General features: G+C 60.0%; 15 protein-coding genes. 5 read left to right on the forward strand and 10 right to left on the reverse strand.

What is annotated here, in order from left to right; genetic code table 11:
* The 4 genes from ABYA88_RS12730 to ABYA88_RS12745 form a co-directional block, all read right to left on the reverse strand.
* The coding region (locus tag ABYA88_RS12730; RefSeq protein ID WP_373187721.1) for a hypothetical protein at window positions 1–323 on the reverse strand (323 nt) is incomplete at its 3' end.
* A gap of 26 nt (window positions 324–349) precedes the next feature.
* Window positions 350–1,297 carry a biotin-dependent carboxyltransferase family protein gene (locus tag ABYA88_RS12735; RefSeq protein ID WP_373187722.1) on the reverse strand — a complete coding sequence of 316 codons (948 nt, stop codon included), beginning with the start codon at window positions 1,295–1,297 and terminating at the stop codon, window positions 350–352.
* The gene (gene pxpB / locus ABYA88_RS12740; RefSeq protein ID WP_373187723.1) at window positions 1,294–2,001 is read right to left on the reverse strand and encodes a 5-oxoprolinase subunit PxpB; all 708 of its coding nucleotides are present in this window, start codon (window positions 1,999–2,001) and stop codon (window positions 1,294–1,296) included. Before pxpB ends, ABYA88_RS12735 begins: the two co-directional genes overlap by 4 nt.
* Complete coding sequence (locus ABYA88_RS12745) at window positions 1,998–2,750, reverse strand: 5-oxoprolinase subunit PxpA (RefSeq protein WP_373187725.1); 753 nt, start codon at window positions 2,748–2,750, stop codon at window positions 1,998–2,000. The genes pxpB and ABYA88_RS12745 overlap by 4 nt, the downstream gene beginning before the upstream one ends.
* 83 nt (window positions 2,751–2,833) lie before the next feature.
* Here ABYA88_RS12745 and ABYA88_RS12750 point away from each other — a divergent pair, with 83 nt between their 5' ends.
* Entirely contained in the window at window positions 2,834–3,511 is a 678-nt protein-coding gene (locus ABYA88_RS12750; protein WP_373187726.1) for a type 1 glutamine amidotransferase domain-containing protein, read from the forward strand.
* A 74-nt stretch (window positions 3,512–3,585) separates the two neighbouring features.
* Here the strand turns inward: ABYA88_RS12750 and ABYA88_RS12755 are convergent, their stop codons facing one another.
* The 3 genes from ABYA88_RS12755 to ABYA88_RS12765 form a co-directional block, all read right to left on the reverse strand.
* Window positions 3,586–3,750, reverse strand: a complete 165-nt coding sequence (locus ABYA88_RS12755; protein ID WP_373187727.1) for a DUF1328 domain-containing protein — start codon at window positions 3,748–3,750, stop codon at window positions 3,586–3,588.
* 89 nt (window positions 3,751–3,839) lie between these two features.
* Complete coding sequence (locus ABYA88_RS12760; protein ID WP_373187741.1) at window positions 3,840–4,277, reverse strand: PA2169 family four-helix-bundle protein; 438 nt, start codon at window positions 4,275–4,277, stop codon at window positions 3,840–3,842.
* A 57-nt stretch (window positions 4,278–4,334) separates the two neighbouring features.
* Entirely contained in the window at window positions 4,335–5,177 is an 843-nt protein-coding gene (locus ABYA88_RS12765) for a BON domain-containing protein (RefSeq protein WP_373187729.1), read from the reverse strand.
* Window positions 5,178–5,428: 251 nt separating this feature from the next.
* On the opposite strand from ABYA88_RS12765, the gene algB reads away from it, so the two are divergent.
* The 3 genes from algB to ABYA88_RS12780 are packed head-to-tail and all read left to right on the forward strand — an operon-like array spanning window position 5,429 to window position 9,212.
* Window positions 5,429–6,775 (forward strand): sigma-54-dependent response regulator transcription factor AlgB, encoded by a 1,347-nt coding sequence (gene algB, locus ABYA88_RS12770; RefSeq protein ID WP_373187731.1) that lies wholly within the window; start codon window positions 5,429–5,431, stop codon window positions 6,773–6,775.
* Window positions 6,772–8,547: an ATP-binding protein gene (locus tag ABYA88_RS12775; protein WP_373187732.1), complete on the forward strand. Its 1,776-nt coding sequence runs from the start codon at window positions 6,772–6,774 to the stop codon at window positions 8,545–8,547. The genes algB and ABYA88_RS12775 overlap by 4 nt, the downstream gene beginning before the upstream one ends.
* Window positions 8,548–8,606: 59 nt before the next feature.
* Window positions 8,607–9,212: a DUF4136 domain-containing protein gene (locus ABYA88_RS12780; RefSeq protein ID WP_373187734.1), complete on the forward strand. Its 606-nt coding sequence runs from the start codon at window positions 8,607–8,609 to the stop codon at window positions 9,210–9,212.
* Window positions 9,213–9,234: 22 nt separating this feature from the next.
* Here the strand turns inward: ABYA88_RS12780 and ABYA88_RS12785 are convergent, their stop codons facing one another.
* A complete protein-coding gene (locus tag ABYA88_RS12785; RefSeq protein ID WP_373187735.1) occupies window positions 9,235–10,725 on the reverse strand; it encodes a helicase HerA-like domain-containing protein in 1,491 nt (496 codons plus the stop codon).
* Between the two features lie 52 nt (window positions 10,726–10,777).
* Window positions 10,778–11,326 carry a cupin domain-containing protein gene (locus ABYA88_RS12790; protein WP_373187736.1) on the reverse strand — a complete coding sequence of 183 codons (549 nt, stop codon included), beginning with the start codon at window positions 11,324–11,326 and terminating at the stop codon, window positions 10,778–10,780.
* A 141-nt stretch (window positions 11,327–11,467) separates the two neighbouring features.
* Here ABYA88_RS12790 and ABYA88_RS12795 point away from each other — a divergent pair, with 141 nt between their 5' ends.
* Complete coding sequence (locus ABYA88_RS12795) at window positions 11,468–13,009, forward strand: GNAT family N-acetyltransferase (RefSeq protein ID WP_373187738.1); 1,542 nt, start codon at window positions 11,468–11,470, stop codon at window positions 13,007–13,009.
* Here ABYA88_RS12795 and alr read toward each other — a convergent pair.
* A partial coding sequence (gene alr, locus ABYA88_RS12800; RefSeq protein ID WP_373187740.1) for an alanine racemase occupies window positions 12,978–13,928 on the reverse strand: 951 nt, incomplete at its 5' end. The genes ABYA88_RS12795 and alr overlap by 32 nt on opposite strands.

A 13,928-nucleotide genomic window follows, 5' to 3' on the forward strand; every position in this document is an offset into this window, starting at 1 on the left:
AGCTGGTCACTGTCGGCGCGGCGCAACATCGGAATCGAGCAGAATTGGTCGCCGCTCTTCATGCGTTGCTGCTGGCGCAGGCGATTGGCCAGCGAATATTTGATCGGCACATCGGGCATGTGCTGCATAAGCATCGTCAACGCTTCGATCGTTGTGCCTCCGGTCGGTTTGCCATCAACCACCGTTACCATTCCAGGCAGCGGCCACACTGCCCACTCCAGCTCTTCAGCGGTTGCCGCCTTAGCGGTTTGGGCAAGCAGTGCGAGAACGAGCAGGAACATTGGCGCCAGGCAGAAATGTCGACGGAAAGGGGTGCGGGGCATGTATGTCTTCGCAGCAGAGGACTGGGTTATTCACAGCCTATCGGCAGCAGAGGGATCGAAGATAGTTCTTTATGTGCCTTTATGTGGACTTGCCGTGCCCGCTCGGTGCCAACCAGGTGCAGCCGAACCTGCTGGCCTGTGTTGCACTGAGCCAGGCGCGCCACCGCGAGCGGCGTCAGGCTGCCCAGGTAGGGGTAGCCGCCGATGGTCTGGCGATCATTCATCAATACGATGGGCTGTCCATCTGGTGGAACCTGGATCGCCCCAAGCGGGATGCCTTCGGATATCACGCCCGAGCCGCGGTATTGCAGCACAGGTCCGGCAAGCCGGATACCCATGCGATCGGTCCGATAATCAACCTGCCACGGCCGGTTGAACGCCTTGAACAGACTGCGACCAGCGAAGTCGGCCAGCCGTGAGCCGGGCAGCATCGACAGCAGGGCCGGCGTTGAGTAATCCGTTATGAAGCCGGGCGGCACAGCCAGCGTCATTGGACGCCGATTGCCAAACGCCAGACGGTCACCACGTCGCAGTGGCTGGCCGTCGCCGGTCAGCCCACCCAGGTTTTCCCGCACCACGGTAGCTCGCGAACCGAGGATCAGGGGGGCGGCAAAGCCGTCGGGTGCGGCCAGATAGCCTCGCACGCCGGACCTGGGGGCGTGCAATGCCAGTTGCTCGCCCTGACGCACAACAAAGCTGCACCAGGGGGCAATGGGCGAGTCGTCGAGGGTCGCGGCAAGGTCGGCTCCGGTCAGTGCCAGCGTCGTATCCTGCTCACAGCGCAAGATCAGGCCGCCCATGGGGATCTCCAGCACGGCGCAGTCTGGCTTGTTGCCCAGCAGCCGGTTTGCCCAGCCTGCCGCCACCCAGTCCAGCGCGCCGCCCTGGGTCACGCCGATGTGCCGGACGCCGAAGCGGCCGCGGTCCTGAAGTTGCGCCAGCCCCAGGGTGCGCTCGACGAGCAAGCCGCTCATGCTCCCGCCGCCATTGGCGTATCGTCGCCACCCTGGCGCAGGAATTCGGCGCGATCGATCGCCACGAAGCGCACCCGATCGCTCGGTTGCAGCAGGCTGTAGCCTTCGCGGTCGGGATCAAACAGCGTGACCGCAGTGCGGCCCAGCAGATTCCAGCCGCCGGGCGACTGCAGCGGATAGATTGCTGTCTGCTGCTCGGCAATCCCCACGCTACCCGCCGGCACCCGTTGCCTGGGTGTGTCCAGGCGTGGTGTTGCCAGCGCAGGATCAAGCAGACCCAGATAGCCAAAGCCCGGTGCAAACCCCAGCGCAAACACCCGATAGTCACGGCCGCAGTGGGCAGCTATGACGGCCTGTTCACTGAGGCCCTTGAGCTTTGCGATTCGCGTCAGGTCCGGCCCGACGCTGGCGTGATACCACACGGGCAGTTCATGCCGGCGGCCACTGGTTTCGTTCTGCTCCGGCTGGAGGTTGGCAAGGGCATTGCGCACGGCACCCCTGGCCTGAACATCATTCAATTGTTCGATGTCGTAATGCAGCATCAGGGTGGTATAGGACGGCACCAGATCGACCAGTTGCGCGCCAAATATGGCACGCAGCCGGTTGGCTGCGGCGAGCAGCCAGGGAATATTGGCTTCGTCTATCTGCTCGAACAGGCGAATCAACAATACGTCGAGCCCGATGGTTTCGAGCCGATAGTTCATCGTCCGGCCGTGGCCTGCATTGCGGCATGAATGTGTTGAATGGCAGTGATGGCGGCGGGGTTGTCGCCATGTACGCAGAGGGTGTCTGCCTCCAGCAGCAGCGAGCTGCCATCGGCGGTGATCAAGGGCCTGCCGGCAGCGATGTCCAGTGCCTGGGCTACGACCGCGCCATGCAGTAGGTGCACAGCCCCGGGCAGAGCCCGATGGACCAGGTGACCCTGGGCATCATAGGCACGATCGGCGAAGGCCTCGAACAGCAGGCTCAGGCCATACGGGGCCGCCATGGACGCTGCCTCGCTGTTATCCCGGCGGGCGAGCAGTATCAGTTGCAGATCAGCGTCATAGGCGGCGACCGCGCGCATCACCGTGTGCAGCAGCTCGGGATCGCGCATCATGTCGTTGTAGAGCGCGCCGTGGGGTTTGACGTAGCTGACCCGCGCGCCCTGAGCCCGGCAGATGCCGTTCAGCGCACCGATCTGGTAGTGCAGCAGATCTTCTATTTCCTGAGCGGAGCAGCTCATCGAGCGTCGGCCGAAACCGGCCAGATCAGGGTACGCGGGGTGCGCGCCGATGCGCACACCGTGGCGGACCGCCAGGCTCACTGTGTGACGCATCACGCCCGGGTCACCGGCGTGGAAGCCGCAGGCGATGCTGGCGCAATCGATATGCGGCATCACTTCCTCGTCCAGGCCCATTTTCCAGGCCCCGAAACTTTCGCCCATGTCGCAGTTGAGCAGTAATGTCTTCATACAAGCTGTCCTTGGTGATGCTGAACAAATTAACCCACAATGGGTCCAACAGCCACATGCAACAGATTCGCGAAAGGAACCACATGAAAATACTTATAGTGCTTACCTCACATGATCAACTGGGTGATACCGGTAACAAGACCGGCTTCTGGCTGGAGGAGTTTGCGGCGCCCTATTACGTGCTGCGCGATGCTGGAGCCGAGGTAGTGCTTGCCTCGCCCGCCGGTGGACAACCGCCGCTGGATCCCAAGAGCGACGAGCCCGACGCGCAGACCGATGCCACGCGCCGCTTTGCGCAAGACAAGGAAGCGCAGGCGCAACTGGCCAGCACCCGCAAGCTGACAGAAGTAAACGCCGAGGATTTCGACGCGGTGTTCTACCCCGGTGGGCACGGCCCGATGTGGGATCTGTACCGCGATATCCACTCGGTCGCGCTGCTGGAGTCTTTCCTGCAGGCTGACAAGCCGATCGGTGCGGTATGCCATGCCCCTGCGGCCTTGTTGCAGGCTCGTAGCGCATCCGGTGAACCGCTGGTGAGCGGTCGTCAGGTGACCGGTTTTTCAAACTCGGAAGAAGACGCGGTGGGGCTTTCGGAAGTCGTCCCGTACTTGCTGGAGGATGTATTGCGTGAGCGCGGCGGCATCTACAGCAAGGGTGATGACTGGGCGCCCTACGTGAAGGTCGATGGCAAGCTGGTTACCGGGCAGAATCCGGCCTCTTCTGAAAAAGCGGCAGAAGCCTTGCTCGATCTGCTGGGCTAGAAGAGTTCGCCGTCTGCTTTCAGGTAGAAAAAACCGCTGCCATTGGCAGCGGTTTTTTTATGCATGAACTGCGTCTAGGGTTTCGGTCGCCGACCCATGACCAGAGAGATCACGAACAGCACCAGAAACACGACGAACAGAATCTGGGCGATGCCGCTTGCGGTCCCGGCGATGCCACCAAAGCCCAGTACCGCAGCGATGATAGCGATGATCAGAAAGGTAATTGCCCATCCCAGCATGCCGATTCCTCCTCTATCTCAAGGTTAGAACGGGCTGTTCAGCCCGCAGCCCGCGCTCATCCCTGCACGGGTAGTGCCTTCGGTGAAGGCTACTTTCCAATCGCCTTTTTCAGATCGCGCATGCGATCGTGACAGGCCCGCACCTTGGGCATTTCCGGGCCCAAAAGACTGTGCAGGCCCACATCAGCGTTTTCCAGAGCATCCTCGAACGCATGCAGTATGCGATCTTCGGTCTTTTCCAGCTGGCTGATGTAGGTCGTGGCATCGTTGTTGGTGAGTTCGGCCTTAATATCGGCGTAAACCTGTCTGATCGTGCCGGTTAGGGTGCGGCCGGATTCCGGCTCTCCTTTGTTGGCCTCGACCTTAGCGGCGAGCGCCTGAATAAGTTCTTTTTTGGCTTGGCACATCTCGCTGAAAAGCTCACGTAACTCAGGGTCTTTGACCTCTTTGCGAGCGTGCTCGTAGAGTCGCTCCCCATCTCGGGTGATGGCGATCAGCTCATTCAGTTGTTCGGTAGTGGTACCCATTGCATTCATATCGAGTCTCCGTGCCTGCTATATCTGTCCTCCTTTTGGCGATTAAGTTCAGGGCGCTACGCGCAGCGCCTGTGCATCGACGCTTTCCACGCCGCGAATGTTGCCGGCCGTTTCGATTGCCAGCTGTTTGCGCGCGTCGCTGTCGACCCGGCCGCTGAGGGTCACTCTGCTGTTGCGCGACATCACCGAAATATCCATGGCGTCGAGGTTGCGGTTGAACAGCAAGCTGGATTTGACCTTGCTGGTGATCCAGGCATCGCTGACCACCTCGGCAGCCTCGCTCGCAGCTTCCCCCGCAGCCTGCTGCGCCTGCGCCGCAGTGCCTGGTTGATCAGTGATCACAATGTTGTTGCGAACGTCGCGGACACCTGCAGTGTTTTCCGCCAACCGCTGCGCCAGCTCCCGGGCCGCGTCACTGTTTGCTTCGCCTGTCAGGGTGACGACGCTGTTGCTGGTATCGACGTCGATATCCAGGCCCTGGGTATGACGATTCCACAGCAGTTTGGATTTCACTGTGGCGGTGGTGGTCGCATCATTGAAGCTGTTGGCAAAGCTGATGCGCTCGGCATCGCTCTGGTCGACGTCGGTATCCACCGTTAACTGATTGTCGACCTCTTCGATGCCCTCGATGCTAAGCGCGACTTCTTCGGCAAGGTCACGGTTAACCCCGTTTTCCACAGTGCCGGTGAGAATTGCGGTGCGATCCTGCACCTGCACCTGGATACGGAAGGGATTGAGGTGCCGGTTCAATGCAAAGGCCGTAGCGACGGATCCCTCCATACGCGCTTCGCCTACTTCCGAGCGGTTGTCCTGGGCCATGACGGAGAACGGTGAGAGTGCGAGCATTCCCGTGGTTGCGATGGCTAAGGTCATCGTCTTGAGCTTGTGCATAGGTTATCTCCATTGAATGCAATCTGGTCCAAGCCTAGTCGACTATGGTCCAGGCTGCTTTTGTCTGGGCGCTTGGAAGGCAGCTCAAGGTCTCTGGGATATTCTTAATAAAATGTTATTTAACAATGACTTGGATGTTTTAAGCGTGTTGTAGATGCTGCTTTGAGTAGCCGATAATCTCTACTCGCCATGCAAATTGCACGAATGATACACTGGCCTTACTGCATCATTTATTCCGGAGAGCGGGAATCATGGATAAAGCAGATCAGCATAGCGGTCATATTCTTCTGGTGGATGATGAGTCGGCGATCCTGCGCACTTTTCGTTACTGTCTGGAAGACGATGGCTACGAGGTCGCGACCGCAAGTTCTGCGGCGAACGCCGAGGCGGTCATGCGGCAACAGGTGTTCGATCTGTGTTTCCTTGATCTGCGTCTGGGTGAGGACAGCGGACTGGATCTTCTGGCGATCATGCGCACGCAGGCGCCTTGGATGATAGTCGTGATTGTCACCGCCCATTCGGCTATCGATACCGCCGTCGATGCCATTCAGGCAGGCGCATCGGACTATCTGGTCAAGCCTTGCAGTCCCGACCAGTTGCGCATTAGTGCCGCTAAACAGCTGAAGGTGCGGCATCTGGCAGCGCGTCTGGAATTGCTTGAGGGTCAGCTTGGCAAGCCGGAGCAGGTAATCGAATCGCATTGCCCGGTGATGATGTCGGTGCTGGATACCGCGCGACAAGTGGCCATAACCGATGCCAACGTGCTTATTCTTGGCGAGTCCGGCACCGGCAAGGGCGAGCTCGCCCGGGCAATGCACGGCTGGAGTCGGCGTGCGAAAAAGAACTTCGTCACCATCAACTGTCCGTCGTTGAGCGCGGATTTGATGGAAAGTGAGTTGTTCGGCCATACGCGTGGCGCCTTTACCGGGGCAAGCGAGAATACCCTGGGGCGGGTTAATCAGGCTGACGGCGGCACCCTGTTCCTGGACGAGATTGGCGACTTTCCACTGACCTTGCAGCCCAAGTTGCTGCGCTTTATCCAGGACAAGGAATACGAGCGCGTCGGGGACCCGGTAACCCGCCGTGCCGACGTGCGTATTCTGGCTGCGACCAACCGCAATCTGCAGGAAATGGTCAGCGCCGGAGAGTTTCGTGAGGATCTGATCTATCGTCTGAACGTTATCACCCTGACGATCCCCCCACTGCGCGACCGTCAGGATGACATCGTACCGCTGGCCGAGCGCTTCCTGTCGCGTTTCGTGAATGATTACAGTACGCCCGCCAAGGCGCTGAGCGATGAAGCCAAACAGGCGCTGCGCGGTTATTCCTGGCCGGGCAATGTCCGCGAATTGCGCAACGTGATGGAACGGGCGAGCATCATTTGCCTCGAAGAACTGGTCGGTGTGGACCATCTGGGTTTTACGGGCCCCGCGGTTACCAATGCGCCGCGGATCGGCGCGGAGATGAGCCTTGAGGAGTTGGAAAAGGCTCATATTGCGTCTGTTCTGGCCAACAGTGAAACGCTTGATCAGGCGGCGAAGACGCTCGGCATAGACGCATCCACGCTCTACCGGAAACGCAAGCAGTTGGCTTTGTGAAACTGCGCAGTCGGCTTTTCCTCGGTATCAGCGGCCTGCTCGGCGTTGCGCTACTGGGGCTGATTCTCGGCCTGTACAGCGTGCTCCATCTTACCCAGACCCAGAATGACGCGATGACCCGTAACCTGGGGATCATCGAGGCCAGCCAGGGACTGGGCCACGAGCTGAGCCAGCAGGTCACGCTGCTGCTCGCCGAGAATCTCGACAGTGAAGCGCTGATAGCGTCGGATGAGACCTTTCAGCGTTGGCTGGCGATCGCCACTGAAAGCGCGATGGATCAGAGCGATCGCGACGCCATAGCAGCGATCCGCAGCAACTACGCCACGCTCAGTCAGATCTTCGAAAGACCTTTTACAATGCATGGCGCGTTGTTGCAGAACGACGAATACAGTTCGGCGATCATGGCCATGCGTAACAGTATCAGCTCAGTGCAGGCACGCTATGTGAATGAGGTTCAGCGTGCCATTAGAAGAACCCAGGAGCGCGCAAGGTTGATCGCCACTTTACTGGGGCTGGTGGTGATCGCCGCTATGCTTATCGGGTTGATTACCGCAAACAGTATCGCGCAGCGGGTGGGTCGGCCAATCGAGGCATTGGCCCGGGCTGCGGACCGGGTTGGGCGCGGGGACTTCAGAGTCATGCTGCCGATTTCCCCGATCGCCGAACTGGGTATTCTCAGCCGGCGCTTTGTCCTCATGGCAGACTCGCTGCAGGAGTTCAAGAACAGTGATCTGGCTGCCTTGCATGCCGAGCGCAAGCGCTTGCAGGCGGTGCTTGACAGTATGGACGGCGGCCTGCTGATCTTCAATTGCGCTGCTGAGCTCGAGCACATCAATCCAGTGGCGCGGCGGCAACTCGGTTGCGATGAGGAGCATCTGGGGCTGTGCCTTGGGGCGGTTCTGGATTATCCGGAGCTCGACGAGCAGCTCGGGCGGGTTCTGCAGGGGCAGACGCGCGAGGAAGGAGAGCAGGACCTGCAGGTGGTCGCGGGTGGGGAAGCCCGGGTGCTCACCTACAGCCTGTCCTCGGTCAGCGATGATGAACAGCAGGTGATCTGCGCGGTTATGGTATTGCGTGACGTGACCACTCAGCGCGCATTCGAGCGAGTGCGCAGTGAATTCGTGCTGCGTGCGTCCCATGAACTGCGCACCCCGGTGGCGGGCATGCATATGGCTTTTGCGCTGCTGCGGGAACGTCTGAAATTGCCGGAGGAAGGCCGCGAGGCAGACCTGGCGCAGACGGTAGACGAGGAAATGCGCCGGCTGGTCTGGCTGATCAACGACCTGTTGAATTTTTCCCGCTATCAGAGCGGCTTGCAGAAACTTGAAACAGGCCCCTGCGATATCGAGTCGCTGCTGTTGCAGTCGCATCACCGTTTCACCAATCAGGCGCTCGACCAGGGTGTGGATTTGCAGGTCGAGCTGAACGAGAAGTTGCCGGTGGTCGAGCTGGATCAGCTGAAAATCAGCCGCGTGATGGACAATCTGATCAGCAATGCGCTGCGGCATACAGACAGCGGGGGCCATGTTACATTGGAGGCCAGGCGTGAAGCCGATCGTCTGATAGTCCATGTCGAGGACGATGGGACGGGTATTGCCTACAGCCAGCAGACTCGTGCTTTCGAGCCCTTCGCGCAGGTCGGCAACAAGAGTGGGGGGATCGGCCTCGGCCTGGCTCTGTGCAAGGAAATCGTGCTGCTGCATGGCGGTACGATCAATCTGGAATCGACTCCGGGTGAGGGGTCGCGCTTTACCATTTCGCTGCCGCTCTGACGAACCAACTGTCGGGATACGAGTCGAACAGGACAGGCCCGCGAATCGAGGTATTGTTTATGCTGTCTTTACGATGGTCGACTCTTCACTGCTTGCCGCAGACCATGCGAAACGCCTTGCTCGTAGGCTGCGCGCTGTTGCTCGCCGCCTGCCAGACCACGCAGGTGGAGCGTGATTACGACACCAGTCGCGATTTCACCCATTACCGCACCTGGGCCTGGGCCGAACCGGCCATTACCTACACGCCGCAAGACGATCCACGGGTGGGCAGCGATCTGACCAGTCAGCGGATCCGCGAGGCAGTGCGTGGCGAGCTGGAGGCGCGCGGCCTGCGCCAGGCCGGTGACACCGGATCTGCCGACTTGCTGTTTCAAGTGGATGTGATCAGTGAGAAAGAACAAGATCAGGTCACTACTACCTGGGGCGGTTCCTTCGGCTATTGGGGCTGGGGTTGGGGCGGAGGCCCTGCGTATGCCCAGTCACGTTCGGTGGAATACCAGATGTTGACACTGCAGATCGACATGCGTGATGTCGAGGATGGTCAGTTGGTGTGGCGCGGCAGCGATGAACGCCAGTTGTGGGATGCGTCCAGGGCGCCGGCCGAGCGCGAGCAGCAGATTCGCGATATGGTCAGCCGTATCCTGTCCGCTTACCCTCCATCCTGATTTGTCAGGATACGGCCATATTCTAGCGGCCTTTCAGAGAGCCGAGCAGGCCGCGGACGATGGCCCTGCCCAGCTGACTGCCAAGGCTGCGCATGGCGCTTTGGCCCATCGAATTGGCCATGCTTTCGAGCCCGGATTTGCGTTGCGCGCGGGCGGGTGAGCGCTCGCGATTGGCCTGTTGCTGGGTGCGGGTTTGCGCGGTCTGTTGCGAAAGCGCCTGTTCGGCCTGCTGCCTGAGTATTTCATAGGCCGAATCGCGGTCGAGCTCCTGATCATATATTCCCGCGAGTACCGACTGCTTCAGCAGGCGGCTGCGCTCGGCATCGGATATCGGACCCATCTGGCTCGCTGGCGGTCGCACCATGACCCGCTCCACCGGCGTGGGCACGCCCTTTTCATCCAGCACCGAGACCAACGCCTCGCCTACGCCGAGTTCGGTAATCACCTGCTCGGTATCCAGGCCCGGGTTTTCCCGGAAGGTTTGCGCCGCACTGCGCACAGCTTTCTGGTCGCGGGGCGTAAACGCGCGCAGGGCATGCTGTACCCGGTTGCCCAGCTGTCCGAGAATCGCCTCGGGCACATCCAGGGGGCTCTGGGTGATGAAGTAGACTCCCACACCCTTGGAGCGGATCAGGCGCACCACCTGCTCTATCCGGTCCACCAATGTTTTTGGCGAGTCCTTGAACAGCAGGTGCGCCTCGTCAAAAAACAATACGAAGCGTGGCTTGTCCGCATCACCTGCCTCGGGCAACTGCTCGAAGAGCTCCGACAACAGCCACAACAGGATGCTCGAATAGGCCAGCGGGGTATCGCGGTACAGACGCGAGGCGTGCAGGATATTGACCACGCCCCGGCCCTGCTCGTCGGTCTGCAGAAAATCCTCCAGCGTGACCGCGGGCTCGCCGAACAGGCGCTCGCCGCCCTGACCCTCCAGGTTCAGCAGCGCACGCTGTATTGCACCGATGCTGGCGGGTGAAATGTTGCCGTAACGGGGTCCGATGTCAGCGCGGTGCTGATTCAGGTGCGACAGCATCGAGCGCAGATCCTTGAGATCAAGCAGCAGCCAGCCATTGTCGTCGGCCACCCGAAAGAGTATCTGCAATACGCCGGTCTGGGTCTCGTTCAGGTTGAGCAGGCGCGCGAGCATGATCGGACCGAAGTCGGCGATGGTCAGGCGCAGTGGGTTGCCATGTTCGCCAAACACATCCCAGAACACTGTGGGTGCGCCGCGCATTTGCAGGTCCGCCAGGCCGACCCGGTTGGCCCGTTTGGCCAGTTTGTCACTCATCGTCCCGGCCGTCGCGATGCCGGAGAAGTCGCCCTTGATATCCGGCACCAGCACAGGCACACCCAGGTCGGAAAAGCCTTGGGCGAGTACCTGCAGTGTTATGGTCTTGCCTGTGCCGGTAGCGCCGGCGATCAGCCCGTGACGATTCGCCATGTTCGGGCTGATCGCCACCAGGCGCTCGGTACTGGCGCCGATGAGCAGTTCAGGGGTAGCGTTGGCGGACATATATCAGCCTCCGATGGCGCAATGAGGGTGGAAGGCCAGCGGTAAAAACCGACTAGAAATTGGCTGGCGTTGTCGCACTGATCAGCACACAGGGTACCTCGAACGGATTGCGGAAGCGATGCGGCTGGCTGCTGTCGAAGTAGTAGCTGTCGCCGGTATCGAGCACAAAGATTTCGCTGCCGACCGTGACTTCAAGCTGGCCGGCGACCACAGTGCCAGCTTCCTCGCCCTCGTGATTGAGCATGTCGGGACCGGTATCCGAACCGGGCGGATAGATCTCATTGAGGAAGGAAAACGCCCGATTGGGATGGCCCTTGCCGACCAGCTTCATGGTCACTTCAGCGGAGCCAATGTCGAGCAGTTCGTCAGCGCGGTAGATCACCTTGCGCGGGCTGTCCTCGTCTACTTCGAGCGAGAAGAAGTCCACCAGTGACATGGGTATTCCCGAAAGCACCTTTTTCAGAGAGCTGACCGAGGGGCTGACGCTGTTTTTCTCGATCATCGAAATGGTGCTGTTGGTTACTCCGGCTCGCTTGGCCAGTTCACGCTGCGACAGGCCCTTGAGCTTGCGAATGGTTTTTAGGCGGGCACCTACGTCCAATAGCGGATCCTCCTGCTGATCAGTGTTGCAATAAATGAGGCAAATCATTGCATGACCGTTCAGAATTTACAACGGATCAAGAGGGATGCTTGAACACCTGTTATGATGGGCGCCGTGAAAATGAATAGAGAGACAAACAGTATGGATCTTGAAGACCTGCATTTGACCTTGCGGACCCTGAAACCCAGCGACTATCCGCAGCTCAAGGTATTGATGGACAAGGTCTATGACGATATTGGCGGTGCCTGGCCGAAAAAGACCATCACCCGGCTGATTCGGGACTTTCCGGATGGCCAGTTGGTGATTGTCGACGGCGAGAAGCTGATCGGGGTAGCGCTCAGTGTGATGGTCGATTACGACATCTTTTCCGATCCGCACAAGTATGCCGACCTGATCGGGAATACCGAAATCATCCCCAATAAGGAAGATGGCGACGCGATCTACGGTCTGGATGTATTGATTGATCCCGAATATCGTGGCCATCGCCTGGGCCGGCGCCTGTATGAGGCTCGCAAGGAGCTGTGCCGCTCGCGCAATCTGCAGGCGATTCTGGCCGGTGGGCGCATACCCGGCTACCACGAGCATGCCGATGAGCTGAAGCCGACCGAGTACATCGAGGCGGTTGACCGTAAGGAAATCCACGACCCGATCCTCTCTTTCCAGTTGGCTAATGATTTTCAGGTCAAACGGCTGATGCGTCGTTATCTGCCCGAAGACAAGAAGTCCATGGGCTACGCGACGCTGCTGGAATGGAGCAACATCCTTTACGAGCCCGAGGAGCGACTGCTGCAGACCAATCGCAACCAGGTGCGCGTGGGTGCGGTGCAATGGCAGATGCGCCGGTTTGCCTCGGTGGAGGCTGTGCTCGAGCAGGTGGAGTACTTTGTCGATGCCCTGTCGGATTACCAGAGTGATTTTGCGGTGTTTCCCGAGCTGTTCAATGCGCCGCTGATGGGGCTGCGCGATCAGTCCGACGATATCGAGGCAATCCGCTACCTGAGCAGCTTTACCGAACGTTTTCGCAGTGAAATGCTGCGCATGGCGGTGAGCTACAACATCAATATCATTGCCGGCTCGATGATCGAGGAAGGTGAAGACGGACGTCTGTATAACGTGGCGTATCTGCTGCGCCGCGATGGCACCGAAGAGCGCCAGGCCAAGTTGCACATTACCCCGCAGGAACGCCGTGACTGGGTGATCGAGGGCGGTGATGATCTGGCGGTATTCGAGACGGACGCCGGGCGTGTCGGCATCCTGATCTGCTATGACGTGGAGTTCCCGGAGCTTGGTCGCCTGCTGGCCGACCAGGACATGGATCTGCTGTTCGTACCCTTCTGGACCGACACCAAAAACGGTTACCAGCGCGTGCGTCACTGTGCCCATGCGCGAGCGATCGAGAACGAATGCTATGTGGTGCTGTGCGGCAGTGTGGGTAACGTCCCTTCGATCGAGAACCTGGGCATCCAGTACGCCCAGTCGGCGGTGTTCTCACCTTCGGACTTCCCCTTCCCGCATGATGCGGTGCTCAACGAGACGACGCCCAATACCGAGATGATCTTCTTCTCCGATCTGGACTACACCCGCCTGAAACTGGTGCGCAACGAGGGCTCGGTGACCAATCTCAAGGACCGGCGTACCGATCTGTTCAGTCTCAAGTGGCGGAAGCAGAAAAAGAAGAAGTGAAGCGTCGCGGCACCCGGTTGAGGTTGCAGAAAAGCTGATAGGCGATGGTCCCGGCGTGAGCCGCCACCTCGCTGGCATTCAGTCCGGCGCCCCACAACCGCACGTCGCTTCCCAGCCCGCTGCCGGGCAGATCGGTCAGGTCCACGGTGAGCATGTCCATGGACACCCGACCGATCAGCTGGCTGCGCTGGCCGTCGATCAGTACTGGCGTACCATCGGGCGCGTGCCGCGGATAACCGTCGGCGTAGCCCATAGCCACAACGCCCATGCGCGTAGGTCGTGGTGTGACAAAACGCGAGCCGTAACCAATGGGTTCGCCGGCCGGAAGATCTCTTACCGCTATGATTTTCGACTGCAGCTGCATCACCGGTTGCAGCCTGTCGGCATGTTCCTGTGGGAAGCCGAATGGCGTGGCGCCGTAGAGCATGATGCCGGGGCGCAGCCAGTCGTTGTGCGCCTGGGGCCAGGCCAGCACGCCGGGTGAATTGCACAGGCTGACCGGACCATCGAGACCTTCGGTCGCGCGCTGGAATACGGCCATCTGTTCTTCGGTGCGGCCGGTTTCGGGTTCGTCCGCGCGGGAAAAGTGGCTGATCTTGGTCAGGCTGGCGACTTGCGTGCTCGCCTGCAACTGGCGCCAGACCTGCGGGTAGTCTTGCGGAGCAAATCCGACCCGATGCATGCCGCTGTCGAGCTTGAGCCAGATATGCAGGGGCTCGACCAGGTCCGCCTTGAGCAGGTCATTGACCTGCCACTGCTCGTGCACCACAGCCCACAACCGGTGTTCGGCAATCAGTGGCAGTTCGCTGGCTTCGAACCAGCCCTCGAGCAGTAAAATCGGTTGGGTAATACCGGCAGCGCGCAGCTGCAATGCTTCCTCTATGCAGGCGACTGCAAAGGCGTCGGCCTCGCCGGCCAG

The sequence above is a fragment of the Halopseudomonas sp. genome (assembly GCF_041579695.1).
GTDB lineage: Bacteria > Pseudomonadota > Gammaproteobacteria > Pseudomonadales > Pseudomonadaceae > Halopseudomonas.

What these genes read in the sequence shown, in the direction of transcription:
- ABYA88_RS12735 (WP_373187722.1), bottom strand. Translation starts at nt 1,297, where the DNA reads ATGAGCGGCTTGCTCGTCGAGCGCACCCTGGGGCTGGCGCAACTTCAG.
- pxpB (WP_373187723.1), bottom strand. Translation starts at nt 2,001, where the DNA reads ATGAACTATCGGCTCGAAACCATCGGGCTCGACGTATTGTTGATTCGC.
- ABYA88_RS12745 (WP_373187725.1), bottom strand. Translation starts at nt 2,750, where the DNA reads ATGAAGACATTACTGCTCAACTGCGACATGGGCGAAAGTTTCGGGGCC.
- ABYA88_RS12750 (WP_373187726.1), top strand. Translation starts at nt 2,834, where the DNA reads ATGAAAATACTTATAGTGCTTACCTCACATGATCAACTGGGTGATACC.
- ABYA88_RS12755 (WP_373187727.1), bottom strand. Translation starts at nt 3,750, where the DNA reads ATGCTGGGATGGGCAATTACCTTTCTGATCATCGCTATCATCGCTGCG.
- ABYA88_RS12760 (WP_373187741.1), bottom strand. Translation starts at nt 4,277, where the DNA reads ATGGGTACCACTACCGAACAACTGAATGAGCTGATCGCCATCACCCGA.
- ABYA88_RS12765 (WP_373187729.1), bottom strand. Translation starts at nt 5,177, where the DNA reads ATGCACAAGCTCAAGACGATGACCTTAGCCATCGCAACCACGGGAATG.
- algB (WP_373187731.1), top strand. Translation starts at nt 5,429, where the DNA reads ATGGATAAAGCAGATCAGCATAGCGGTCATATTCTTCTGGTGGATGAT.
- ABYA88_RS12780 (WP_373187734.1), top strand. Translation starts at nt 8,607, where the DNA reads ATGCTGTCTTTACGATGGTCGACTCTTCACTGCTTGCCGCAGACCATG.
- ABYA88_RS12785 (WP_373187735.1), bottom strand. Translation starts at nt 10,725, where the DNA reads ATGTCCGCCAACGCTACCCCTGAACTGCTCATCGGCGCCAGTACCGAG.
- ABYA88_RS12795 (WP_373187738.1), top strand. Translation starts at nt 11,468, where the DNA reads ATGGATCTTGAAGACCTGCATTTGACCTTGCGGACCCTGAAACCCAGC.